The organism is Lentzea roselyniae (genome assembly GCF_039537795.1).
Taxonomy (GTDB): domain Bacteria; phylum Actinomycetota; class Actinomycetes; order Mycobacteriales; family Pseudonocardiaceae; genus Lentzea; species Lentzea atacamensis.
The window spans coordinates 144,450-169,632 of the sequence record NZ_BAABBE010000017.1; the positions used below are offsets into that span (position 1 = coordinate 144,450).

Here is a 25,183-nt window from a genome sequence, read left to right on the forward strand (position 1 = left end):
GTGTTCCTAGAGCGTGCGTTCGAAGGCTCCGATGTCGGGTTTGCCCTGGTAGAGCGGGCCACCGGCGAAGTCGCGCCCGCCGGGGTTGTCGATCCGCGTGCCGGAGTCGATCGCCGGCGAGCCGGAGCGCACCCTGTTCTGGCCGGGAGTACCCGTGGCCGGTACCTGGTTGGTGACCTCCAGGCCGCGGATGGTCCAGAACTGCTGGTTGGCCAGGCGGACCGCGTCGGCGACCTGCCCGCCGCCATCGACGCGCGGAGCCGCGCCGGTGCCGTAGCTGTCGATCGTGATGGGCGCGGTGGAGGTGCCGGATCCCTTGGGCCACAGCTGGCCGGTCCAGCGGCTGCCCGCGCGCAGCAGGATCCGGTCGCCCGGCTGGAAGACGGTGCTGTTCACGCGGGCGAGGGTGCGCCACGCGTGGGCGCTGTCGAGCCCGGAGGCCGAGTCGTTGCCGCTCTGGGCGTCGACGTGGTACGCGGTGCCCGCCTGCCGTGCCGGTTCGGCGTGGGCGGTCTGCGGCGCCACCGCGAGGAGCGCGAGCACGATCGCAGCACCTGTCTTGAATCGTTTGAATCGCCGCATGTGACGAGGCTAGGGTGATGCGTCGATGCGGACAATCCCATCGAATCGACGTCGATGCCCTTGCCTCCAAAAGGATTGAACGTTTCAACAACCGTCGCGGCGGCCGTTCGACGACGCGGCTGGTCGAATTCGTCGAAGCACCTCGTTTTCTGGCAGGCCGTCTTGACGGTCGCTCGGGCGCCGTGCCAGTTTTCGGTTCATGTCGCGTTTATCCGTTGGTACGCGGTCGATCCGGCCCGCGTTGGTCGTCCTCGTCGCCGCGCTGCTCGGCGCGCCCGCGGCACAGGCCGCGCCCCTGGACCAGGCTCACACCGCGGGCAGGGTCACGAAGTCCGGTCAGTACTCCTGGCCAGGCGTCTACTTCGAGGGCAGGTTCCGCGGCACCAGCGTCGGCGTCACGCTCAACGACGCGGCGAGTTACTACGACGTGCAGATCGACGGGCGAACCGTTGCGACACTGGCGAAACCGGGCCGGACCACCTACTGGGTGCGCAACCTGAGCAACGCCGAGCACCGCGTCCGGCTGGTCAAGCGGTCGGAAAGCCCCTGGGCCACCGGTGAGTTCGGTGGTTTCGTCGGCAACGTGCTGACCAAGCCCGCGGCCCGCACCCGGCAGATCGAGTTCATCGGCGACTCCCTGACCGCGGGCTACGGCAACCTGTCCACCACGCGCGACTGTTCGGCGAACGGCGGCGTCGACCGCAACACCAACGCGGACATCAGCTTCGGCGCGCTCACCGCCCGCACGTTGAACGCCGACTACCAGATCAACGCGTTCTCCGGCCGCGGCATGGTGCGCAACTACAACGGCGGCGAGCCCGGCACGAGCTACCGCACCTACTACGACCGGGCGTTGCTCAACGTCAACGGCGATGTGTGGCAGAACCCCGGTACGTGGCGCCCGCAGCTGGTCGTGGTCGGGTTGGGCACCAACGACTTCTCGACCGCGCTCAGGCCAGGTGAGCAGTGGCCCACCCAGCAAAGCCTTGTGGCCGCGTACAAGTCGGCGTACCACGGGTTCCTGGACAAGCTGCGAGCACGGTACGGCTCCGGCACGACGATCGTGGTGAGCGTGCCGGAGGCCTCGGGGACGTTCGCCGACGCGGTCCGGCAGGTCGCGCAGGAGCGGGGTGACAGCCGGATCCGGTACTGGAACTACGCCGACCCCGCGCTGGACCGGCTCGGCTGCGACTGGCACTTCTCGCAGCGCGACCACCGGCTGATCTCCGGGCTGCTCAACGACTACATCGCACGGCTGGGACTGGCCTGGTGATCGTGGAAACGCTCCCGGTCCATCCGGTGCAACGATGACTGCTCCCCGCGCCGCAATCCGGCACGGAGCTTCGAAGGTGTTCGAACCGGTGGCTTCCTGAGCTCCCGGCCACCGGAACGGTCCACGAAGCTGAGAAACGTGCCACTGCGGGTCGTCTTGCGCTCGTCTTTCAGGCGCCACACGCGGATCGGCCGGTGTCCGGCGCTCACGGATCGTGCAAACCGGCTAGTCGAGGACGTTCGACGAGCACTTTTCGGGTGGCTGATCGGTGAATAGAGTGTGCCGCCAGTCTGGGAACGCTCCCAGAATGAGGAGGCAGGATGCGCAACAAAGGAGTTGCCGCCGGCATCGCGGTGACCGTGCTCGCGGCCACCGCGGCCGCGGTCTTGGGCAACGCGCAGGCGGCCGCGTCGCCGTTCTACGTCGACCCGAACACCGGCGCGGCCCGGTGGGTGGCGGCGAACCCCGGTGACTCGCGCACCCCGGTGATCCGCGACCGCATCGCGAATGTGCCGCAGGCGAGGTGGTTCACCACCACCAACACCAGCACGGTGCGGGGCGAGGTGGACGCCTTCGTGGGTGCCGCGGCTGCCGCGGGCAAGGTGCCGATCATGGTGGTCTACAACATCCCCAATCGCGACTGCGGCGGGGCGAGCGGCGGCGGCGCGCCCTCGCACAGCGCGTATCGGGCGTGGGTGGACCAGGTGGCAGCGGGACTCGCGGGACGGCCGGCGGTGATCGTGCTGGAGCCCGACGTGCTGCCGTTGATGACGAACTGCCAGAACGCCGGACAGCAGGCCGAGACCAGAGCCTCGATGGCGTACGCGGGCAAGCAGCTCAAGGCCGGGTCCGGTCAGGCCAAGGTCTACTTCGACATCGGGCACTCGGCGTGGCTCTCGCCCGCTGAGGCGGCGTCACGGCTGCGTGGCGCGGACATCTCGAACAGCGCGGACGGCATCTCCACCAACGTGTCCAACTACCGCTGGACCGCTGACGAGGTGGCGTTCGCCAAGGCCGTGCTGAGCTCGCTGGGCGACTCGCGGTTGCGTGCGGTGATCGACACCAGCCGCAACGGCAACGGCCCCGCGGGCAGCGAGTGGTGCGACCCGCCGGGGCGGGCGATCGGCACACCGAGCACCGACCAGACCGGTGACGGCCAGATCGCCGCGTTCCTGTGGGTCAAGCTGCCCGGTGAGGCGGACGGCTGCATCGCGGGCGCCGGCCAGTTCGTGCCGCAGCGGGCGTACGAGCTCGCGAACGCGGCGAGGCCGCCGACGACCACCACGACGACCACCACGACGACCACGACCCCACCGGCGCAGGGCGGGTGCAAGGCCACGCACAGGGTGACGAGCACCTGGAACGGCGGCTACAGCGCGGAGATCGTCATCGAGAACCGGGCGGCGGCGATCAACGGGTGGAAGTTCACCTTCTCCGCGCCGGGCGTGACGGTGTCGCAGGGCTGGAACGGCACGTGGGCGGACCGGGGTGACCTCGTGGAGGTCGCGAACGCGTCCTGGAACGGCTCTCTCGGCACCGGCGGGACCGCCACCATCGGCTACAACGCGACCCATGGCGGCGGCACCCCGCCGTTCCTCTCCCCGATGCTGAACGGGGTGGTTTGCGTGTGAGAGATCAGCAACCGATCCGCTTGGTCGCCAACGCGATGTCGTCCAGCCAGAGGTCGTAGGCGCCGTCGTTCGGCTGGTAGAGCTGCCAGCCGAACTTGACGGTGTCGAAGCGCGGGAACACGAAGTCCACCGGGTTTCCGCCGTGGTTGCGCGTCGACACGGTCAGATCCGGCTGCGGGACGCCGTCGAACCAGAGCTCGACGCTGTTGTCGGCGGCGTCCATCCGCCACTCGACGCACTGCCAGACGTCCTCACGGGACGGGGCCGACTCGCGCCAGTTCGTCCAGTCGCCGGTCGGTCCGCCGTCGGCACCGACGCCCCAGAACACACCCGGCGCGGTGGGCGCGTACTGCCCGCCCAGTGGCCGCACGATCTCCGGGCCCTGGCCGGTGGCCTCGATCAGCGTGTAGTGGGCCCAGTCGGGCCGGCGCGGGAACGCGTCGACCTTGAGCCGCACCCGGCCGTAGAAGCTGTTGCCGGGCGGCGCGAAGTCCTCCACCCGGAGGAACGCCCGGCCGTTGCGTTCGGTGTGCACGTGCAGAACCCGTTGGCCGCGCGGCGCTTTTTCGACGGTGAGGGTGCCGTGGCTGGTGTCGACACCCCATTTGAGACTGGTCGCGCCACCGAGCGGGACGGACTGGAAGTCCTCGCAGAACAGCACGTTCGGGCGTGCGCAGGAGGGGGAGTGATCCGCGATGGCGGGCGTCGCCCCCGTCGCGAGCTGGAGTGCCAGGAACACGGACAACGCTTTCCACTTTGGCATGCCTGAAGATTAGGAGATCACCGGATGAGAAGGAACTACTTGGCGCTGGGCGTCGCCGCGGTGGCGGTGGCCGCGTCGGCACTGGTGTCCCAGGCGGCTCCGGCGCCCGCGGCGACAGGGCTGCACATCAGCGGCCGCGACGTCGTGGAGGCGAACGGCGAGAAGTTCGTGATGCGCGGGGTGAACCACCCGCACGTCTGGTACGAGTCGCGCACCGGTTCGTTCGCCGACATCAAGGCGTTGGGCGCCAACACCGTTCGAGTCGTTCTGGGCACCGGCAAGCGGTGGGGCCCTTCGGACGACGTCGCCCAGGTGATCTCGCTGTGCAAGCAGAACAAGATGATCTGCGTGCTGGAGGTGCACGACACCACCGGCTACGGCGAGGAGCAGGCGGCGGCGAGCCTGGACGAGGCCGCGGACTACTGGATCGGCCAGAAGGACGTGCTGGCGGGCCAGGAGGACTACGTCATCATCAACATCGGCAACGAGCCGATCGGCAACACGAACGCCGCCCAGTGGACCGACGCCACCGCGAACGCCGTGCGCAAGCTGCGTGCCAACGGTTTCGAGCACCTGCTGATGGTCGACGCGCCGAACTGGGGCCAGGACTGGCAGAACGTCATGCGCACCACCGCGCAGACGGTGTGGAACGCCGACGAGCGCCGCAACACGGTGTTCTCGATCCACATGTACAGCGTCTACAACCAGGCGTCGAGCATCATCTCGTACTTCGACGCCTTCGAGACCATGGGGCTGCCGCTGGTGGTCGGCGAGTTCGGCTGGCGGTTCGCGAGCGGCGAGGTCGACCACGAGACGATCCTGGCGGAGACGCAGCGGCGCGGCATGGGCTATCTCGGCTGGTCGTGGAGCGGCAACACGGATCCGATCCTGGACATGGCCACGAACTTCGACGCCACCCAGCTCACCACGTGGGGACAGCGGATCTTCAACGGTGCCAACGGCATCAAGGCGACGTCGAAGGAGGCCACGATCTTCGGCGGCACACCGCCCACGACCACGACGACCACACCGGAACCCGAAAAGGGTTGCACGGCAACCTATTCCGTCGCCAACCAGTGGCCGGGCGGTTTCCAGGCCGACGTCCGCGTCGCCGCGGGCGGTGCGGCCATCAGCGGCTGGACGATCACGTGGACCTTCACGGGCGGGCAGACCGTCAACCAGGCCTGGAGCGCGACGGTCACTCGCAGCGGGGCGGACGTGACCGCGGTGAACATGGCTTACAACGGCAACCTCGGTGCCGGCGCCAGCGCCACGTTCGGGTTCATCGGCTCGTGGAACGGCTCCAACCCCGTCCCGGCTGTGACGTGCACGGCACGGTGGTGACATAGGCTCCACGGCGTGGCGGGCCCGCGGAAACGTTCTGCGTTGATCGCCCGGCTGGTGAGCGGCCAGCCGGGCGGTTCCCAGGCCGCGATCCTCGAAGAACTGCGCCGGTGCCTGCTCGACGGCGAGGTGCCGCCGGGCACCCCGATCCCCCTGGACGAGGTCGCACAGGTGTTCGGGGTGAGCCGCATCCCGGTGCGCGAGGCGCTGAAGACGCTGATCGGCGAGGGTCTGGTCGAGCACAGGCCCAACCTCGGCTATCACGTGGCCAGGCTGACACCCCGTGAGCTGCACGAGCTGTACCTGGTGCGGGAGGTGCTGGAGATCGCGGCACTGACCGCCGCGGTGGCGTCGGCGACCGAGCAGGACGACCTGGAGGCGACAGCGACGCACGAGGCGCTCGGTCGGGCCATCGCGGCCCACGACGTGCGCGGCTACCACCGCGACAGCAGGCGGTTCCACCTCGCGCTGGTCCGGCCGTGCGGGATGCACCGGCTGCTGGCCATGCTGGAGTCGGCGTGGAACACCACCGAGCCGGTGCAGCCCATGGCGCACGTGTCGGACGGCGCGAAGGCCGGAATGCACCGCGACCACGAGGAGATGCTCGCGGCGTTCCTCGCCAGGGACGTGGAGAGGCTGGTCGCGGCGGCGCGGGCGCACCACGCCCGGCTGCGGGAGTCGCTCGCCGCGCTGCCCCGTCACACGGGTTTGTTCGTCGACTCGGACTGAACCGCGCCAGGAAAGATATACGGTTCGCGTCATAGGGGCGTAACACGGCGGGACCAGGCTGCTCGCACCACATCCCAGGTCACGAGGAGTTGGTGATGACCGAGACAGCCGCCCGTCCGGCGACCGCCACGGCGCCCCAGTACGACCCGCGCCTCACCAACGAGGATCTGGCGCCCCTCAAGAAGCAGTCCTGGGGCTCCTACAACATCTTCGCGTTCTGGATGTCCGATGTGCACAGTGTCGGCGGCTACGTCACCGCAGGCAGCCTGTTCATGCTCGGCCTCTCGAGCTGGCAGGTGCTGCTGGCGCTGCTCATCGGCATCGGCATCGTGAACGTCTTCTGCAACCTGGTCGCGAAACCCAGCCAGGTGACGGGCGTGCCGTACCCGGTCATCTGCCGGGCGTCCTTCGGTGTGCTGGGCGCGAACGTGCCTGCCATCATCCGCGGGCTCATCGCGGTGGCCTGGTACGGCATCCAGACCTACCTGGCGTCCGCGGCGCTGAACGTCGTGCTGCTCAAGCTCTTCCCCGGTCTCATGCCCTACGCGGACGTGCAGCAGTACGGGTTCCTCGGGCTGCCGTTGCTCGGCTGGGGCTCGTTCGCCGTGCTGTGGCTCGTGCAGGCCGCGGTGTTCTGGACCGGCATGGAGACGATCCGCCGGTTCATCGACTTCTGCGGTCCCGCCGTGTACGTGGTGATGTTCGTGCTCACCGGCTACCTGATCCACCGGGCCGGCTGGGGTGCGATCGACCTGAGCCTCGGCGAGGTCCGCCACACCGGGCTCGCGTCGCTGCCCGTCATGCTCGGCGCGATCGCCCTCGTGGTGTCGTACTTCTCCGGCCCGATGCTGAACTTCGGCGACTTCTCCCGCTACGGCCGCTCGTTCGCCGCGGTGAAGCGGGGCAACCTGCTCGGCCTGCCGGTGAACTTCCTGCTGTTCTCGGTGCTCGTGGTCGTGACGACGTCGCTGACCCTGCCGGTGTTCGGCGAGCTCATCACCGACCCGGTGGAGACCGTCGCCCGCGTCGACAGCACGTTCGCGATCCTGCTGGGCGCGCTGACGTTCACCATCGCGACGATCGGCATCAACATCGTCGCGAACTTCATCTCGCCCGCGTTCGACTTCTCCAACGTCAGCCCGCAGCGCATCAGCTGGCGCGCGGGCGGCATGATCGCCGCCGTCGGATCGGTGCTCATCACGCCGTGGAACCTCTACAACAGCCCTGAGGTCATCCACTACACGCTGGAGGTGCTCGGCGCGTTCATCGGTCCACTGTTCGGCGTGCTGATCGCGGACTACTACCTGGTGCGTAGGCAGAAGGTGGTGGTGGATGACCTGTTCACCATGTCACCCGATGGCCTTTACCACTACCGCAAGGGCTACAACCCGAAGGCGATCGCCGCGACGGCCGCGGGCGCGATCGTCGCGGTGGTCCCGGTCCTGGTGTCCGCGCTGGCCGGAGCCGCGCAGTACAGCTGGTTCATCGGCATGGCGGTGGGTCTCGTGGTGTACACGCTCGCGTCCAGGCGGGCTCGGTGATCATCAAGGTCGTGAACCCGAACACCAGCGCGGAGATGACCGCGCTGGTGGAACGGTCGGCCAAGGCGGTGGCCGCCGCCGGCACCTCCGTGCACGCGGTCAGCCCGGCGATGGGACCGGAGTCGATCGAGAGCCACTACGACGAGGCGCTCAGCGTGCCGGGGCTGCTGACGGAGATCGCCGCCGGGGAACAGTCCGGTGTGGACGGTTACGTCGTCGCCTGCTTCGGCGACCCTGGACTCGACGCCGCACGGGAGCTGGCGGCGGGCCCGGTGGTCGGCATCGCCGAAGCCGCCATGCGCACGGCTGCCTACCTGGGGCGGGGTTTCACCGTCGTGACCACGCTGTCGCGCACCCGCGGCCGGGCCTGGGAGCTCGCGGAGCGCTACGGGATGCGCGGGCTGTGCCGCGGCGTGCACGCGTGCGACATCCCGGTGCTGGAGCTCGACCGGGATCCGGGCGCTCTCGGCGTCGTCACGGCCGCCTGCGCCCGCGCCGTCGAGGAGGACGGCGCGGACGCGGTGGTGCTCGGCTGCGCGGGCATGACGGACTGGGCGCCGTCGATCTCGGCGGCGATCGGCGTGCCGGTGGTCGACGGCGTCCAGTCCGCCGTCCTCACCGTGCAGGCGTTGGTGGAGATGGGACTGCGCACCGGCAAGCGGGACGAGTTCGCTCTCCCGCGGCCGAAGCGGTACGCGGGGTTGTTGCGCGACTTCGGCTACTGACTCGGCCAGACGATCGCACTGTCCGGGATCTGGGCGTTGAGCCGCCGGAACGAGCCGCCCGGCAGGACGCCCTGGTTGCGCAGCGCGGTCGCGACGAGCCGGGCGACCTCGATCGCACCAGCGGCCTGGAAGTGCGTGTTGTCCTCCACGCCGTTGGGATAGTTGGGGTACTGCCCGGCCTTGAGGTGCATGAAGTACTTCTTCGTGCCTTCCACGCCCACGCGGTTGAAGAGCGCCGTGCTGGACGCGGTCAGGTCGATCAGCCGCACGCGCTTGGCCGCCGCGAGCTCACGCATCGCCGCCGGGTACGCGCCGTGCGTCGGGGTGATGGTTCCCGCGCTGCTGAAGCGGCGCCGTTCCACGGACGTGACCAGCACCGGCTTCGCGCCCTTCGCCCGGCTCCTGTCGATGAACTGGGAGAGGTACGACTTGTAGGTCGTCGACGGCTCGGTGTAGCGCGCCGGGTCCTCCTTCTTCTCGTCGTTGTGCCCGAACGAGATGAGCAGGTGGTCGTTGCGCTTGATCCGGGCCAGGATGTGGTCGAGGCGGCCCAGATCGACGAAGCTCTTGGAGCTGGCCCCCGACAGGGCCTCGTTCACCACCACGGCGTTGGGGGTGAGGAACACCGGCAGCGCCTGGCCCCAGCCGGCTCGGGGCGCCTGCGAGGACGTGTAAGTGGACGCGGTGGAGTCTCCTGCGACGAAGACCTGGACCGGGGTTGCCGCCGAGGCACCCGTGACGGTCAGCGTGGCCACGACGAGGCCGATGACGCAGCGGCCATTGCCCTGGCGGTGGCCGCCATTCGGCTGTTCACCGTTGTGAACCTCTTCTCATCCGGTACGAAATTCCGGCAGAGCTGATCGCGAAAGTGGATGCTACCTCTTGCGCGGACATGCGGTAAGCGCTTTCCTGTCGGACAGGAGTTGGCGCGCAATTCGCGACGGGGCGGTGAGTTTTGATTATTCGACGGTCGATTCGATGGTCGAACAAATTGTGGGGACTTGCTCTTGGCTGCGTGGTCGCGGTAGGGCTGTGCACGGCCTCCACGGCAGCGCAGTCCGCGCCGGTCGAGCAGGTCCGCGCGGCTGGGCGAGCGGTCGACTTCACCGGTGCGTGGAAGTTCGCGCTGGTCAACAAGACCGGCGAGGACGCGCCGCAGCCGGACGCGAACGATCCGGCGTGGCGGGACACGCGGCTGCCGCACGACTGGAGCATCGGGCTCGACCCCGTCGAGGGGCCGCACACCGGAGCGGGAACGGGCTTTTTGCCCGGTGGTCTCGGCTGGTACCGCAAGACGTTCACTTTGCCGTCGTCGATGGCGGCGAAGAAGGTGTCGATCGAATTCGACGGCGTCTACATGGACTCCGAGGTCTATCTCAACGGAGTGCTGCTCGGTCGTCATCCATATGGTTACACCGGTTTCGCCTACGACCTCGACGCGCACACCGATGGCACGCCGAACGTTCTCGCGGTCAAGGTGCGCAATCAGGTGCCGAGCAGCCGGTGGTACTCAGGCAGCGGCATCTACCGCGACGTCCGGCTGGTCGTGACGGATCCCGCACACGTCACGCGCCACGGCGTGCAGGTGACGACGCCGGACTTGGCGAACACGATCAAGTCCGGCTACGCCACGATGCGCGTGGCGACCACCGCCGCGGCCGAGAACAGCACCGAGGCGGAGATCGTCTCGACGGTGCGCGATCCGCGCGGCCGGATCGTCGGCAGGGGCACGACGCGTGCGGCACTGGCCGCGCAACCGAGCACCGCGACCACGGACATCAGGATCGACCACCCGGCGCTGTGGTCGGTGGACCGGCCGTCCTTGTACACAGTGGACACCGAGGTCCGGGTGAACGGCAAGGTCGTGGACAGGGTCAGCACCCGCACCGGCGTCCGGTACTTCTCGTTCGACCCGGACAACGGCTTCTCGCTCAACGGCGTCGAGATGAAGCTCAAGGGCGTCAACCTCCACCACGACCTCGGCGCGCTCGGCGCGGCGGTCTCGACGGACGCGATCGTCCGCCAGCTGAAGATCATGAAGAGCATGGGTGTGAACGCGGTGCGCACCTCGCACAACCCGCCGTCGCCGGAGTTCGTGAAGGCGTGCGACGAGATGGGCATCCTGCTGCAGGTCGAGGCGTTCGACACCTGGCGCGCGCCCAAGGTGAAGTACGACTACGGCCGCTTCTTCGACGCCCACAGCAGCGCCGACGTCCGCGAGATGGTGCACGCCGCGAAGAACTCGCCCGCGGTGGTGATGTGGTCGATCGGCAACGAGATCCCGGACTCCAGCGGGGCCGCGGGGCCGCCGATCGCCCGCAAGCTGATCGACGACGTGCGTGCCGTCGACACCACCCGGCCGATCGTGATGGGCACCGACCGGTACCGCAGGGTGCCCGCCGTCGGCTCACCGCAGGACCAGATCCTGCAGATGCTCGACGGGCTGGGCCTCAACTACAACAACGCGTCCTCGATCGACGAGCTGCACACGCGCTATCCCACCAAGTTCTTCTTCGAGGCCGAGTCCTCCTCGTCCACCTCCACCCGCGGCTACTACCAGGACCCGGACCAGCTCAACACCGGCGAGAACCACACGCCGGGCAAGCGCAACACGTCCTCCTACGACAACAACCTGGAGACGTGGACATACAGCGGTGAGTACGGCCTGAAGAAGGACCGCGACCGCAAGTGGTTCGCCGGCCAGTTCCTGTGGACGGGCATCGACTACATCGGTGAACCCACGCCGTACAACGTGTTCCCGGTGAAGTCGTCGTTCTTCGGCGCGGTGGACACCGCCGGGTTCCCGAAGGACTTCTACCACCTGTTCCGCAGCCAGTGGAGCAACGAGCCGATGGTGCATCTGCTGCCGATGAACTGGACCAGCCACAAGCCGGGCGAACAGGTGTCGGTGTGGGCGTACAGCAACGCGGACACCGTCGAGCTGTACCTCAACGGCAAGTCGTTGGGCGAGCGGAAGTTCGACACGAAGACCACCACGTACGGCGCGAAGTACCTGGAGACCACCGAGGCGACCGGTGACGACAAGACCGTCACCACTGGCCCGTACCCCGGTAGCTACACGAGCCCGAACGGCAGTGCGGGCAAGCTGCACCTGACCTGGTCGGTGCCGTTCCAGCCCGGCCGGCTCGTCGCGGTCGCCAAGCGCGGGGGAGTGGAGGTCGCGCGGGACGAGGTCCGCACCGCGGGTGAGCCGCACGCGATCAAGCTGACGCCGGACCGCAGGGTGGTCAAGGCGGACGGTGAGTCGCTCACCTTCGTCACCGCCGAGGTCGTCGACCGCGCGGGCGTGGTCGTGCCGGACGCGGACGACCTGATCTCGTTCCAGGTCCGCGGCGGCAGCCTCGCCGGGCTGGACAACGGGCGCCAGGAGAGCGCCGAGAACTACCAGGCGGCCTCGCGCACCGCGTTCAACGGCAAGGCGCTCGCGATGGTCCGATCAGGACAGACATCGACCGCGATCACGGTGACGGCGCGCGCGTCCGGTCTGCGCACGGCGACCACGATGGTCGCGGCGATCGGTGGACGCCCAGGCCGCGTGCAGGTCACGGATCCCGCACCGGGAACTCCGGTGGCGCCGCCGGCGGTGGACGCGAGCTACTCGGGTGCACCGGGCACGATCCCGGCCGCCATGCTCGACGGCAACCCTTCGACGTACTGGTCGAACTACTACCTCAAGCGCGCCACGGCCTTGCTGCCCGCGGTCAGCCGCGCGCACGCGACGGACTGGGTGTCGCTGCCGGTCCGCGACGGCCTGGCCGGCTCGGTGCGGGCGTCCTTCCTCACCGACGCATCGCACGCGAGGCCAGCTTCGATCGCGGTGTCGTACTGGGACGGCTCGAAGTTCGTGCCCGTGCGCGACGCGAAGGTGGAGTGGGCCACCGAACCGGGCAAGCCGACCAGCATCACGTTCGCTCCCGTGCGGAGCGACCGCATCCGCCTCGAACTCGCCAGTTCCGCACCCGGGACCGCACAGGGGTTCCTGGGTGTCTCGGAAGCAACGGTCGGACGTTAGGAGCGTCATGTTCCGCGCAGCTTTGGCCGCAGCGGTCCTGCTCGGTCTCGTGGTCACGCCGCAGGCCTCCGCGGCGAGCCTCGTCGAGGTGACCGGCTTCGGCCCCAACCCCAGCAACCTCCGCATGCACGTGTACAAACCGGACCGCGTCGCCAGCCGGCCGGGCATCCTGCTGGCTCCGCACTACTGCACCGGCTCGGGCCCGGACATGTACCGCAACACGGAGTTCGCCCGGCTTGCCGACCAGTACGGGTTCGTCGTGATCTACCCGACGGCGACCCGCACCGAGAAGTGCTTCGACGTGTCGTCGCCGCAGGCCCTGAGGCGTGACGGTGGCAGCGATCCGGTCGGGATGATCTCGATGGTGCGCTGGGCATTGCGGCAGTACCAGGGAAACCCGGCCCGTGTGTACGTCACGGGCATCTCCTCCGGTGCGATGGCGACCAACGTGATGGTCGCCAACTACCCCGACGTCTTCGACGCCGGAGCGGCGTTCGCGGGCGTTCCCGACGGCTGCTTCGCGACCACCAACGGTTCCCTCTGGAACACCGAGTGCGCCAACGGCCGGGTGCTGAAGTCCCCGCAGCAGTGGGGTGACATCGCGCGGTCGGCCTACCCCGGCTACATCGGCAAGCGGCCGCGCATGCAGTTGTGGCACGGCACCAACGACGACGTGCTGAGGTACCCGAACTTCGGCGAGGAGGTCGACCAGTGGACCAACGTCCACCGGTTGTCCACCACGCCGACGTCCACCGACCACCCGCAGCCGAACTGGACCCGCCGCAAGTACGGCGACAAGGTCGAGGCGATCTCGATGCAGGGCGTCGGGCACAACCTGATGGCGTCGGGGATGGCGTTGCGCGCCATCCAGTTCTTCGGCCTGGACCGCCGGGTGTGAACACGGGTGTGGGGCGGGAGCCGGCTCCCGCCCCACACGTCGCAGCGGAGACGGCGGACATGTCGTACCTTCGGGTCTCATGCCAGACGATCTCCCGGCCCGCCCACCGTCCGACGACGGCTTCGTCCTGGCGAGGGCGAAGTTCGCGACCGTGCTCGCCGCGGGGGTCGCCGCCGGCCTCGCGGTCTCGCTCGCCGGCCACGCCGAGTTCGGACCGCTCGTCGGCTGGGACGTGGCCACGCTGGTCTACCTGACCTGGGTGTGGATCCTCATCTGGCCGATGGACGCCGAGGAGACCGCCCGGCACGCCGTGCGCAACGACCCCACGCGCACCGTGACGGAGATCGTGCTGCTGCTCGCGGCAGTCGCGAGCCTCGTGTCGGTCGGTTTCGTGCTCGCCCGTGCCGCGGAGACCTCTGGCGCGTCGGAACTGCTGCGCGTGGGGCTGGGCGTGCTGTCCGTCGTGCTGTCGTGGACGGTGGTGCACACGATCTTCGCGTTGCGCTACGCCCGGCTGTATTACTACGACGTCGACGGCGGCATCGACTTCAACCAGGCGGATCCGCCCGATTACGGCGATTTCGCCTATGTCGCCTTCAGCATCGGCATGACGTTCCAGGTGTCGGACACGTCGTTGTCCACCAGGGAGATCCGCCGCACCGCACTGCGGCACGCGTTGTTCTCCTACCTCTTCGGCACCGGCCTGCTCGCCACGACCATCAACCTCGTCGCGAGCCTCAGCAGCGGCAACTGAGTCCTGTGTTGCGCGCGTTCACAGAATTTGCTCAACCATGCGCGGCGGCTAATGAAATGCACGTCACAGCGCAGAAAACGAATTGAGACGGGTTCCCAATGGTGATTTGACGCATGACCGGTTGACGTTGTGAGCGCGCACATCAAAACTGCGGAGGTGGTCCTGCCTAACCCCGCTCCCGGCTGGGAAGCCGACTCCGCGCGCGTCCTGCGCGTGGCCGGTGACCGCGAGCAGCGGCTCGCCGAGTTCCGCGCGAAGGTGCGGGCGGCCGGTGCGCAGTGGGCCGGTAACCGGCCGGTGGAGCTGACCGAGCTGTTGTGCGCGGCCGCTGCCGACGACCCGGAGCTTCTGCGGCTCGCGCGCGCCGGTGCCCAGTTGCTCGAGGACTTCCTCGACGGGCTCTGCTGCAACGCCGTGCCACCTCGGTCCGGCGACCTCGCCGCCGACCTGATCGACGGCAAGGCGGTGTCGCACGACGTACTGGCCAGGCTTGCGCCGATCTACGTGGTCCTGGTCTCAGAACAGCGTGACGTGCCGGTGCACGAACACGAGTGCCAGGGCGTTCTCCGCACGACCAGGTCCGGGCTCCTCGTGCTGCTCGTGCCGGAACGCGAGACCGAGCTGCTGGACAGGATCACCGGTCAGCTGGCTAGCGGCAGCAGGTGGGTCGCCACCGCCAGGCGGCCGGTCGCCGAGCTCACGGACGCCTGGATCGAGGCCACCGAGGTGCTGCGCCTCGTCTCGGCGGGGTGCCGTCCGCCGGGCACGTACGCCGTGTCCGATGTGCTGGTGGAGCAGGCGATCGCCGCCAGCACCGCGGTCACCGCCCAGCTGGCCGAGATCATCAGACCCGTGCGGGAGAACCAGGTTCTGTGGGAGACGCTGGTCTCCCTCGTCCACGCGGACTTCAACCGCAACCAGGCTGCCCGCGACCTGTTCGTGCACCGCAGCACGATGGACTACCGGTTGCAGCGCATCGCGAAGATCACCGGCTGGGACCCGGCCGCCGGTCACGGCGCTCAGCTGCTGAGAGCGGCGCTGTTCGCCGACGCCGTGGCCTGACGTCAGCGCATCCGCCCGGCCGCCACCACCGCACCGACGCCGATCAGCACCAGTGCCGCCGCGGGAAACGCGACCACCCACGGCGCCCGCTCGACGTTCGGCATGCCTTCAGCCAGCAGCACACCCCACTCGGGTTGGGGTGGCTGGGCGCCGAGGCCGAGGTAACCCAGCGACGCGAGCGCGAGCGCGATGGCGGGAAGACGCACGAAAGCGTTGCGCAGCACGGGAGGCACGACGGCGGGCAGCACGTGCCGGAACATGATGTGCCGGGTGCTCGCGCCCAGCGCCCGTGCGGCGGTGAGGTGGGCGCTGCCGCGTTGCTCCAGCGCGAGCAACCGCGCGTGGGCGGCCGGGGGAGCCCAGGCCACCGCGGCGACCGCGACCACGGCGCTCATCCACCCCGGACCGGCCGTCGCCGCCACGGCCAGCGCGACCACCACCGCCGGCAGCGCGTTCACCAGGTCCGCGGCCCCGGATCCGCGGCGTCCCGCGACACCGACCAGCAGAGCGATCACGACGACCAGCGCGGTCACTCCCGCCGCCAGCGCGGCGGTGTGCAGCGCGCCGTGCGCGACCCTGGCGAGCAGATCGCGGCCCAGCGCGTCCGTGCCCATCGGGTGCGCCGCGGACGGAGGCAGGAGTCGCGCCGCGAGGTCCACTGTGAACGGATCGCGCCAGATTCCCCACAGCACCACGCCGGTCACGACCACCGCGGGCAGTGCCAGGTGCAGCCGGCCGGACGTGATCTCTCGCGGTGCCGCGGCCTCCAGCGCCCCGTCGGTGAGAGCCGGACCGAGCAGCAACCGCTGGGCCACCGCACCGAGAGCGCCCGCCGCGGCACCCACGAGCAGGATCACGAGCACGCACGCCTGGACCACCGGCACGTCCTGCGCCAGCGCCGCGTCCACCGCGAGCCTGCCGAGCCCCGGTACGCCGAACACCACCTCGACCGTCGCGGCACTGCCGAACATGCCGGCGACCACGATGCCGAGCTGCCCGGTCACCACGGATCCCGCGCGGCGCACCACAGCCACAGCGATCGTGCGCACCCGGAAACCCGCGGCCGTCCACGAGCGCCGCCACGGCGCGGTGAGCGCGTCGCGCAGGGCGTCACCGGCGACGACGGCGAGCACCGCACCGGCCGGCGTCCCCAGCGCGATGGCGGGCAGCACGGCGTAGCTGAGATCGCGCCAGCCCGACGTCGGCAGCCACCCGAGCCGGACGGCGAACACCAGCAGCAGCACCGAGCCGATGAGGAACTCGGGCAGGGCCGCGAGCACGGCGGCGAAGCCCGCGCGACCGGCAACGGACTGGCCGCGCAGGCCACGCACGAACGGACGGGCGACCAGCGCGGTCATCACGAGGATCGCGACCAGCGCCGCGAGCGCGGTCAGCGTGACGGACACGCCGATCGCCGCCCCCAGCTGCCCCGTCACCGGCTCACCGGACACCCACGAGGTGCCGAGATCGCCGTGCAGTGCCCGGCTCGACCAGCGGCCGAGCAGCTCGAACGGCCCGCCGTCCAGACCGAGCTCGCGCCGCACCGACGCGAGCGCCTCGGCGTCGGGCTCGCGTTCTGCGGAACGGGCCCGCAGCACCGAGAGTGCCGGGTCCCTGCCCGCCAGCAGCGGCAGCAGGCCGATCACCGCCGTGAGGCCCAGCAGGGCGCAGAGCCGTCCGAGCAATCTCATGAAACGCTGGTCTTGCTGGTGATCAGCAGGCGGTCGTACGGGTCGGTGGACAGGCCGCTGACGCCGGCCGAACGCCCGATGATGGTGCGCTCGTGCACCAGCGGGACCACCGCGTTGGTGGCGAGCAGCGCGTCCTGCGCCCGCATCGCCGCCGCCTGGCGGGCGGGGACGTCTTCGATCGCCAATGCCTGGCCGATGGCGGCGTCCAGCGCCGGGTCGCACACCTTGACGAGGTTGAAGCCGCCGGAACAGCTGAAGTCGAGGTTGAGGTTCGCGGCCAGGTCACCGTTGTCCTGCGCGTACGAGCGGGAGAAGATCACCGCGTCGAAGTTGCCCGCGAGCAGGTCGGGCTCGAGCTGGCTGTACTTGCGCACCACCTGCTCGACCTCGAAACCCTTGCCGCGCAACGACTCGGCGACGGCGGTGACGACTCCGGGAAGTTCCGGCCGGTCGCTCCAGGTGGCCAGGGCGATCTTCTGGCCGCCCGCGGTCGCACCGGTCGGCGTGACCTGCCGCGGTGCCGTGTTCCGGAAGACACCGGTGGCGGCGTCGGCGTGGCCCTCGTAGACGCCCTTCGCGAGAGCGGCGGGATCGACCGCTTCGCGCACCGCGGCCCGCAACCGCGGGTCCGCGAACGGCGGCTTGGCCGTGTTGAGCAGCACCGACACCGTCCTCGGCAGCGGCACCTCCTCCGTGGTGACGTTGGCGAGCGCGCTGATCGGCACGTTCGTGGCGACGTCGACCTCGCCCGCTCGCAGGGTGGCGCTGCGGGTGTTGCCGTCGGGCACGAACCGGACGTCGACGCCCGCGAGCTCGGGAACGCCGTCCCAGTAGCCGTCGAACCGCGCGAGCGCCGCGCCGTTCGCCACTTCGAGATCCGCCAGCACGAACGGTCCGGTGCCCGCCTTCGCCGGGTTCACCCGTTCGCCCTGGTAGGCGGCGGGGGCCAGCACGACGAGGTTCGCCGTCGAAAGCCGTTGCGGCAGCGTGGGATCGGGCGCGGTGGTGCTCACCTCGAGGTCGAGGTCGCCTGCGGCCTTCGCGGTCACCCCGACGCCCTTGATCGCGCGGGGCACCGGGCTGGCGGCCGCCGCCCGGCTGAGCGCGTCCGCGGCGGCAGCGGCGGTGAGCGCGGTGCCGTCGTGGAACTTCACGCCCGCGCGAATGCGGAACGACCACGTCGTCGGGGACTTGCGCGTCCAGCTCTCCGCCAGCAGCGGCTGGGGCCTGCCCTCGGGGTCGAGCCGCACGAGGGTTTCCGCGATGCCGAGCCTCGTGAGCGTGACGCCGTCATCTCCCCAGGGCGACAACGACTGCACGGGCGGGAACGGCAGTGCGACACGCAACCGCGCCGGGCCTTCCGCCTGGCTGCCGGCGAAACATCCCGCGGTCAGCCCGCACACGGAGAGCACCGCCGCGGCGAGCAGGGTACGTCGCAACAACATGGTGAGCCTTTCGATCAGGAGAGGTGCGCGCGTCGCCGGCCTGCGAAGGCCATCACGCAGGCGCCTGCCAGCGGCAGGAGTCCGAGCAGGAGCCACGCGACGCGGCCGTGTTCCAACAGGGCACCGCTCGCGGTGCTGCCGACGAGCACCGCCACGCCGCCCGCGGACGCCAGCACGCCGAAGTGTGCGCCCAGCCTGCGGTCACCCGCGAGCATCGGCACGAGCTCCATGGCGAACGGGACGACCAGCATCTGGCCGAAGATCAGCAGGACGACGAACGCGGTGGCGCCCACCAGTCCCGGCGGCCGCAGCGCGACCACGCCGAACGCGAGCGCCAGGACGCTGAAGCCGACCACCAGCGCCCGGTCGCGGCCGAGCAGCCGCCTGGCGAGCCCGGTCGTCGGCAGCTGGCCGAACACCACGAGCGCCGACGCGAGCGCGAACAGCAGTCCCAGCACCTGGTCCGGCGCGCCGACGCGGTGCAGCTCGGCGGGCAGCCCGAGGTACAGCTGGTTGTACGAGACGAGGTAGGCCGAGTACCTGGCCGCGAAGAGCAGGAACGCCCGGTTGCCGAACACCTCGCGCCAGCCGTCGAAGATGCCCTCGTCACGGTGCTCGCCCGGCCTGCGCGGCAGAAACCTCAGGTGCAGCAACGCGATCAGGACGAACAGCACCGCGCCGATGACGCAGGTGGCCGGAAAGCTCGCGGAGAGAACGACGCCGAGCAGCGGTCCGATCACCGTGCCGACCTCGCCCGCCATGGAGCGGATCGCGAACGCGTCCGCCCGTGCGTCCGGACCCGCCTCGCGCGCCAGCGACGCCTCCGCCGCGGGCGAGAACAACGCCCCGGCGAACCCGACGAGCATCACTCCACAGAGGACGGTGGGCAACGCGGTCGCGGCGGCCAGCACGCCGAAGCCGGCCGCACGCACCAGGCAGCCCGCGAGGATCAGCGGCTTCGCGCCGAACCGGTCGGTGAGCACACCGCCGACCGCGAACATGCCCTGCTGGCTGAACGTCCGCACGCCGAGCACCAGGCCGACCAGCCATCCGGCCAGTCCGAGGTCGTCGGCCAGGTGCCCGGCGAGGTACGGCAGCACGAGGAAGAAGCCGATGTTGAACAGCAGCTGGCTCAGCACCAGCAGCCGGGCGGTCCCGGTGAGCGCGCCGAACCGGCCCAGCGCTCGCGAACGACCGCGAAGTGCTGTGCCCACGCTCTGCCTCGTTCCCGCCTGCGAAATGATTCACGGCGAGCGTATGTGAGCGTTACCTAAGTTCTGGCCACCGTTGGGTGGTTGCCGAAAGATCTTCCGTCTTTTTCGGGTTGCCACATGCGCACGTGCGCATCGGATCAGACAGACGTCCCGTCCAGCTGGAACGTCTGCACCTGCCCCGCCGCGAACGGCACGCGCAGCAGCTTGCCGTCCAGCCGGACGTCGGTGCGCTGGGTGTACCTGTCGCTGCCGCTGGTCGTCGACGTGGACCACCTGGTGATCAACCCGGTCGGCAGGGTGCCGAACCGGCTGAGGTCGAAGGTGATCGTCTGCGCCGAGGTCGCGGTGTTGACGCCGACGAGCACGAGCCTGCGGGCGGCGGGGTCGTAGGCGACCGCGGCGTTTCCGGTGGACGCGGAGATGATCCGCATACCGGGCCGGATGTGCCGGGTGAACTGTGCCAGCACGTAGAGCTTGCGCTGCACGGCGCCCGGCCGCAGCGTGTTCGGGTCGTAGGCGATCATCGCCCACTCCGGGGTCGGGTCCATCACCTGCCAGTAGCACCACGCGGTCGGGTGCAGCCAGCGCCAGTCCAGGCACAGGTTGCTGGCCATGGTGAGCCCGGTGCCGTCCCTCTCGCCGGACTCGGAGTTCCAGAGCACCTTGCCCGCCGCCCTGGCGTCCGTGTAGAGCAGGTCCCGGCGGCCGCCGGAGCCCTGGTAGCCGTGCACGTTGATCTGGTTGACGACGGACTTCGTCGTGGCGTCGAACGAGTTCCACGTGCTGCGCGCCACGTCGTAGCTCGTCTCGTCGGACGCCGCGATCCGCATGCCCGACAGGCCGCGGTTGTTCAGCTCCTGCCGCAGGTACTGGAGCACGGTCCGCTGCAGCGAGGGGTCGAAGTGGCAGCCTTCCTGTTTTCCGGTGGCCGACCAGTAGTTGGACGCGGGCTCGTTGAACGGTTCGACCGTGCGGAACGTGACGCCGAAGCGGTCGCGGAACTGCCGGGCGACCTCGGCCATGTAAGCGGCGTGGGTGCGGTAGTTCCAGGACTGGAGGTTGTTGCTGCTCGCGTTGGCGGCGCCGGAGGGGTTGTGGTTGATGCACATCCACCACGCGGGGGAGTTGGAGAACAGCTCCGTGATCGCGCCGCGTGCCACCGCCTTCACCACGGACGCGCGTTGTTTCGCGTCCGCGCCCCACTGCCACGAGTTCGGATCGGTGTTGCGCCAGTCCTGCCAGAACGTCTCGATCTGCTTGAAGCGCGGGATGTTCGGCGAGGCGACCATCCTCGCCCCGTCGACCGTGTTCCAGCTGCACGCGCCGAGGTTGTAGCGGGCGATGTTCATCCCGAGGCCGGGCAGGGTCGTTCCGTTGTAGGTGACGGACTTCGTGGTGAACCACAGGTCCGCGAAGTCGTCCCGATCGCCGAACACGTTGGCCCACCAGGCGAGGGAGGTGCCCCAGCCTTCCCACGTGCCGTAGCTCGTGGCGGGGTCGATGGTGATGGTCTGGTCGGCGCCGGCGTTCGTGCCGATGGCTGTCGCCGCGATGGCGGCCGCCGCACCGGACAGCACTGTCCTGCGGGTGACCATTTCTCCTCCTGGGTCGTGGTGTAGGTCCGTTCGATGAGAGCCACGTCCGAGCGGTTTTCTGACGGTGCCGCCGCGATCCCCTCATCCCGGGCGTATTCGGGGGTTGCGGCGGTGCCGTCAGAAAAACCCCTCGGGCGCGGCTATCGCGGACGAGACCTGCAGGACACGACCTAGGGATCGGGCAGGGTGATCCTCGTGTCTGGTCCGTCGCTCCACCGCAGCACGATCTCGTTGCCGTGCCAGAGGAGGAGCGGGTTGGTCATCACGCCGTGGCCCCGGTCCAGGCGCACGGCCGCAGCGAGCACGTCACCACGCGCGACGGGCCCGGCTGTCGCCACCCACGGCGTCGCGACGTACTTGCCCAGCGGTGACGTGCCGGTGCCGGTGTGCACGCCTGCCTGGTCGAACCCGCGCAGGACGCACAGTTCAGAACGCAGCCGCGCGCCGCTGACCGAGACTTCCACGCCGTCCGCGATCTCGGCGCGTGGCCGGGTGTCGGCGGCGACGGGCCAGCCGGACAGCCGCAGCCGGGCGTCCGTCTCGCCGTCCACGCGCACGAGCCGGATCTCGACGCCGCCGCGCACCACCGAGACCACCAGCACGGCAGGCCCTTCGACGATCTCGCCCTCGCGGCCGGAACCGTGGTCCGGCGAATCGTCCGCGCTGGTGTCCACCCAGCGCACGGGTCCCCGCGACGCTCCGGCGACGACACCGCCGGGCAGTTCTTCGGTGAACACCGTCTCGAAGCCCGCGCGGTGGCTGGCCGCACCCGCGGAGTCGAGCAGCACCACCGAGTTGTCCGTGACGGCGGGCATCGTCGCCGTGGAGTAACCCAGCTTGGCGTACAACGGGGAGTCCGCTCGCCGGTCGCCGGGCAGCGCGTGGTCCGTGCCGTGGTTGATCGTCGTGACGATGCCGTCGGCGAGGCGGCCCGACACCAGCCAGCCGGGCGCGGAGATGACGCGGGTGAAGTCCTGCGTCTCCACCGGCAGCGGGCGTTCCACGTCCGTCCACACGGGATGGTCGGCGGGCAGTGCGAGGCCGAGCATGCCCTTGGCGGCCCAGTAGGGCGAGCCCGGGCCGGAGTACGCCTGGCGGATCGCGGGCCAGTCGCCGTGCCAGCCGAGGCGCAGCACGCCGTCCGGTTCGAGCGAGCCGTGGTCGACGAAGTGCCGCAGCACACCGGACGCGGCGCGGCGCAGCAGCCCCGGTTCAGGTCCCGGCGTGCCGGTGATCGCGGCGACCCAGAACGGTGCCGCGGCGGCGAACCGGTAGGTCAGGCTGCGGCCCTGCATCAGCGGCGAGCCGTCGGCGCCGAGCAGCGCCACCGCGTCGTCCAGGTAGCGGGTGAGGTCGTCCGTCCAGGTCCGGCGGGTTTCCTGCGAGCACAGCGAGTCCGGGATGCCGAACAGGTGCGTCCACAGCAGCGGGTACAGATGCAGCGCCCAGCCCGTGTAATGGTCGAACGCGCGTTCCTCGCCGTCGCTGAGCCAGCCGCCCTCGCGCCGGAACGAGGCGTGCAGGGCGAGGTCGTGCTCGATGTCCTCCTGCGACCAGGGACCACCCACCTCCCGCAGGAAGGACTCGACGACGATCCGGAACCACACCCAGTTGATCGGCGGGTACGGCTGGCCGATCACGGTGGCGAGCCAGTCGACGACCCGTGCGCGCACACCGTCGTCGAGCTGGTCCCACAGCCACGGCCTGGTCAGCTGCAGCACCAGCGCGATCGACGCGGCCTCGACCTTGGCCTGTCCCAGTTCGTCCGGGCGCGGCCAGGCTTCCGGGGAGTGCGGGTCGGTGCCGGCGGCCAGGCCCCAGGCGTACCGCTCCAGCAGCGCGGGATCGCCACCGCCCGCGACCCGGAATCCGGCGAGCAGGAACGTGCGGGCGAATCCTTCGAGGCCGTCGGACACCAGGCCGTACCGGCTCGGTTCGCCGGGCAGGTCGATGCGCGCGCAGCGTGGGGACCAGTGCCGGTTGACGGCGTCGAGCATGTGGTCGGCGGTCGCCTCCCAGTGGGCGCGGGTCCAGCCCGTGCGCGGGGAGAGGCGGCGGTCTTCCGGCGGGAGCATCATGCCTGCACCGTCAGCCCGTGCCTGGTCACCGGTTCCAGCGGCGGTTGCCCGCCCGCATAGCGCTCCAGCTCGTCGAGCGCCGCCGCGGCCATGAGCCGTGTCTCCGAGCCCAGCGACCCCGCGATGTGCGGCGTGATCACCACGTTCGGCAGGTCGTACAGCCGCGACCAGGCCGGCAGCGGCTCGGGATCGGTCACGTCCAGCACGGCGTGCAGGCGCCCGTGCAGGCAAGCCTCCTCCAGCGCGGCGGTGTCCACGAGGGACCCGCGCGCGGTGTTGACCAGCGTGGCGTGCTCGGGCAGCGCGGCCAGTTCCGCCGCGCCGATCAGATGGCGCGTCTCCGGCAGCGCCGGTGCGTGCAGGCTCAGCACGTCGGCCTGGGGGAGTGCCTCGGCGAGAGTGACGACCTCGGCACCGGCCGCCCGCACCAGCACGGGGTCGACGACCGGGTCGACGACGAGCAACCGGCCCGCCTGCAGCCGCCGCAGCAGCTCCACCACCCGCCTGCCGACCCGGGAGAACCCGACCAGCACGATCGTGCGGCCCAGGCCGGACAGCTCGCCGCGCCGCTCGCGGTAGCTCCAGTCCTCGCGGAACCGGCGGGCGTCCGCGGCCAGGAACGGCACCTTCTTGAACGCCCACAGGATCGCCGCGACCGTGTAGTGGGCGACCGGTTCGGCGTTGACGTGCGCGGCCGTCGTGACCAGGACGTCGCGGTCGAACACGGCGTCACCCACGTGCGACCGCACGCTGCCCGCCGCGTGCAGGGCGGCGCGCAGCCGGGGTGCAGCCGCCAGCACGTCGGAGTCGATCGGCGGGCAGCCCCACGAGGTGATCAGCACCTCCACGGAGGCCAGGCGGCGGCGCACGGCCGGTGCCGAGAAGTCGTGCGCCACCAGGGGATCGCCGAGCTTGGCCAGCCTGCGCAGCCGCGCGAGCTCGAGCGCGCCGAACTGCTGGTCGGCGACGTCCGGGCTCATCGCGAGCATGACCTCCGGCCGGTGCTGCGTCACTTCACGCTCCCCGCCGCGAGGCCCTTGCGCCACTGCCGGTTGAGCACGAGGAACGCCACCACCAGCGGCAGCACCGCGAGCAGCGAGCCGGTGATCACCAGCGGTGTGTACTGCGCGAACTGGTTCTGCCGGGTGCTCCACTGGAAGAGACCCAGGCTGACCGGGAAGAGCTTCGGGTTGGTGAGCAGGACCAGCGGCAGGAAGAAGTTGTTCCAGATCGCGATGAACTGGAACAGCAGCACGGTCACCACACCGGGACGCATCATCGGCAGCGCCACGGTGAAGAACGTGCGCAGCTGGCCCGCCCCGTCGACGCGCGCCGCCTCCAGCACCTCGTCCGGCACAGACGCGTCGGCGTACACCCTGGCGAGGTAGACGCCGAACGGGTTGGTGAGCAACGGGATGAACACCGCCCAGAACGTGTCCACGATCCGCAGCTCGGACGCGAGCAGGTACATCGGCAGCGCCAGCACGGTCGTCGGCACGAGCACGCCGGTGAGTGTGAGCGCGAACAGCAGCTTCCTGCCGGGGAAGCTCGTTTTGGCGATGGCGTACCCGCAGGCGGCGCAGATCAGCGCGCCGATCACCGCTCCACCGCCCGCGTACAGCACGGAGTTGAGCAGCCAGTGCCAGAAGATCCCGTTCTCCTGGGCGAACAACGCCTTGACGTTGGCCCAGAGGTTCCACTGGCCGAACTCGAACGCACCTGTGGTGGAGAAGTCGCCGAGCGACTTGGTCGCCGAAGTGGCGAGCCACACCAGCGGCAGCAGGCTGTAGAGAGCCGCGATGACCAGGACCAGGTGCACCGCCGG

Annotated in this window: 20 protein-coding genes; 10 read left to right on the forward strand and 10 right to left on the reverse strand. The window is 70.0% G+C overall.

What is annotated here, in order from left to right; genetic code table 11:
* Positions 1–6: 6 nt before the first annotated feature.
* Positions 7–582, reverse strand: coding sequence for a choice-of-anchor Q domain-containing protein (locus tag ABFX45_RS28520; protein WP_346133194.1), 576 nt, complete (start codon positions 580–582; stop codon positions 7–9).
* A 199-nt stretch (positions 583–781) separates the two neighbouring features.
* Here ABFX45_RS28520 and ABFX45_RS28525 point away from each other — a divergent pair, with 199 nt between their 5' ends.
* Complete coding sequence (locus ABFX45_RS28525) at positions 782–1,855, forward strand: SGNH/GDSL hydrolase family protein (protein WP_109636399.1); 1,074 nt, start codon at positions 782–784, stop codon at positions 1,853–1,855.
* Positions 1,856–2,175: 320 nt separating this feature from the next.
* Positions 2,176–3,486, forward strand: coding sequence for a glycoside hydrolase family 6 protein (locus ABFX45_RS28530; RefSeq protein WP_346133196.1), 1,311 nt, complete (start codon positions 2,176–2,178; stop codon positions 3,484–3,486).
* A gap of 4 nt (positions 3,487–3,490) precedes the next feature.
* On the opposite strand, the gene ABFX45_RS28535 is transcribed toward ABFX45_RS28530, so the two are convergent.
* A complete protein-coding gene (locus ABFX45_RS28535; RefSeq protein WP_346133198.1) occupies positions 3,491–4,249 on the reverse strand; it encodes a hypothetical protein in 759 nt (252 codons plus the stop codon).
* A 24-nt stretch (positions 4,250–4,273) separates the two neighbouring features.
* Here ABFX45_RS28535 and ABFX45_RS28540 point away from each other — a divergent pair, with 24 nt between their 5' ends.
* From ABFX45_RS28540 to ABFX45_RS28555, 4 genes are all read left to right on the forward strand, one after another.
* Complete coding sequence (locus ABFX45_RS28540; RefSeq protein ID WP_346133200.1) at positions 4,274–5,593, forward strand: cellulase family glycosylhydrolase; 1,320 nt, start codon at positions 4,274–4,276, stop codon at positions 5,591–5,593.
* Positions 5,594–5,608: 15 nt separating this feature from the next.
* Positions 5,609–6,322: a GntR family transcriptional regulator gene (locus ABFX45_RS28545; protein WP_346133202.1), complete on the forward strand. Its 714-nt coding sequence runs from the start codon at positions 5,609–5,611 to the stop codon at positions 6,320–6,322.
* 95 nt (positions 6,323–6,417) lie between these two features.
* Positions 6,418–7,863, forward strand: a complete 1,446-nt coding sequence (locus ABFX45_RS28550; protein ID WP_346133204.1) for an NCS1 family nucleobase:cation symporter-1 — start codon at positions 6,418–6,420, stop codon at positions 7,861–7,863.
* Positions 7,860–8,588: an aspartate/glutamate racemase family protein gene (locus tag ABFX45_RS28555; RefSeq protein ID WP_346133206.1), complete on the forward strand. Its 729-nt coding sequence runs from the start codon at positions 7,860–7,862 to the stop codon at positions 8,586–8,588. The genes ABFX45_RS28550 and ABFX45_RS28555 overlap by 4 nt, the downstream gene beginning before the upstream one ends.
* Here ABFX45_RS28555 and ABFX45_RS28560 read toward each other — a convergent pair.
* Complete coding sequence (locus tag ABFX45_RS28560; RefSeq protein WP_346133208.1) at positions 8,582–9,343, reverse strand: rhamnogalacturonan acetylesterase; 762 nt, start codon at positions 9,341–9,343, stop codon at positions 8,582–8,584. The two genes, ABFX45_RS28555 and ABFX45_RS28560, sit on opposite strands and share 7 nt — an antisense overlap.
* Before the next feature lie 260 nt (positions 9,344–9,603).
* Here ABFX45_RS28560 and ABFX45_RS28565 point away from each other — a divergent pair, with 260 nt between their 5' ends.
* From ABFX45_RS28565 to ABFX45_RS28580, 4 genes are all read left to right on the forward strand, one after another.
* Entirely contained in the window at positions 9,604–12,621 is a 3,018-nt protein-coding gene (locus ABFX45_RS28565; RefSeq protein WP_346133210.1) for a glycoside hydrolase family 2 TIM barrel-domain containing protein, read from the forward strand.
* A gap of 7 nt (positions 12,622–12,628) precedes the next feature.
* A complete protein-coding gene (locus tag ABFX45_RS28570) occupies positions 12,629–13,519 on the forward strand; it encodes an extracellular catalytic domain type 1 short-chain-length polyhydroxyalkanoate depolymerase (protein WP_109636406.1) in 891 nt (296 codons plus the stop codon).
* 79 nt (positions 13,520–13,598) lie between these two features.
* Entirely contained in the window at positions 13,599–14,273 is a 675-nt protein-coding gene (locus ABFX45_RS28575; RefSeq protein ID WP_109636407.1) for a DUF1345 domain-containing protein, read from the forward strand.
* A 156-nt stretch (positions 14,274–14,429) separates the two neighbouring features.
* Positions 14,430–15,335: a PucR family transcriptional regulator gene (locus ABFX45_RS28580; RefSeq protein WP_346133213.1), complete on the forward strand. Its 906-nt coding sequence runs from the start codon at positions 14,430–14,432 to the stop codon at positions 15,333–15,335.
* A gap of 2 nt (positions 15,336–15,337) precedes the next feature.
* Here ABFX45_RS28580 and ABFX45_RS28585 read toward each other — a convergent pair whose 3' ends face one another.
* The 7 genes from ABFX45_RS28585 to ABFX45_RS28615 form a co-directional block, all read right to left on the reverse strand.
* On the reverse strand, positions 15,338–17,026 hold the full coding sequence (locus tag ABFX45_RS28585; protein ID WP_346133214.1) for an ABC transporter permease subunit: 1,689 nt from the start codon (positions 17,024–17,026) through the stop codon (positions 15,338–15,340).
* A complete protein-coding gene (locus ABFX45_RS28590; protein ID WP_346133216.1) occupies positions 17,023–18,471 on the reverse strand; it encodes an ABC transporter substrate-binding protein in 1,449 nt (482 codons plus the stop codon). The genes ABFX45_RS28585 and ABFX45_RS28590 overlap by 4 nt, the downstream gene beginning before the upstream one ends.
* Positions 18,472–18,485: 14 nt before the next feature.
* The gene (locus ABFX45_RS28595) at positions 18,486–19,685 is read right to left on the reverse strand and encodes an MFS transporter (protein ID WP_346133218.1); all 1,200 of its coding nucleotides are present in this window, start codon (positions 19,683–19,685) and stop codon (positions 18,486–18,488) included.
* A gap of 137 nt (positions 19,686–19,822) precedes the next feature.
* Positions 19,823–21,280, reverse strand: coding sequence for a glycoside hydrolase (locus ABFX45_RS28600; protein WP_346133220.1), 1,458 nt, complete (start codon positions 21,278–21,280; stop codon positions 19,823–19,825).
* Positions 21,281–21,450: 170 nt separating this feature from the next.
* The gene (locus ABFX45_RS28605; protein ID WP_346133222.1) at positions 21,451–23,358 is read right to left on the reverse strand and encodes a DUF2264 domain-containing protein; all 1,908 of its coding nucleotides are present in this window, start codon (positions 23,356–23,358) and stop codon (positions 21,451–21,453) included.
* Positions 23,355–24,371 carry a hydroxyacid dehydrogenase gene (locus ABFX45_RS28610; protein ID WP_233439481.1) on the reverse strand — a complete coding sequence of 339 codons (1,017 nt, stop codon included), beginning with the start codon at positions 24,369–24,371 and terminating at the stop codon, positions 23,355–23,357. Before ABFX45_RS28610 ends, ABFX45_RS28605 begins: the two co-directional genes overlap by 4 nt.
* Entirely contained in the window at positions 24,368–25,177 is an 810-nt protein-coding gene (locus ABFX45_RS28615; protein ID WP_346133274.1) for a carbohydrate ABC transporter permease, read from the reverse strand. The genes ABFX45_RS28610 and ABFX45_RS28615 overlap by 4 nt, the downstream gene beginning before the upstream one ends.
* Positions 25,178–25,183 lie beyond the last annotated feature (6 nt).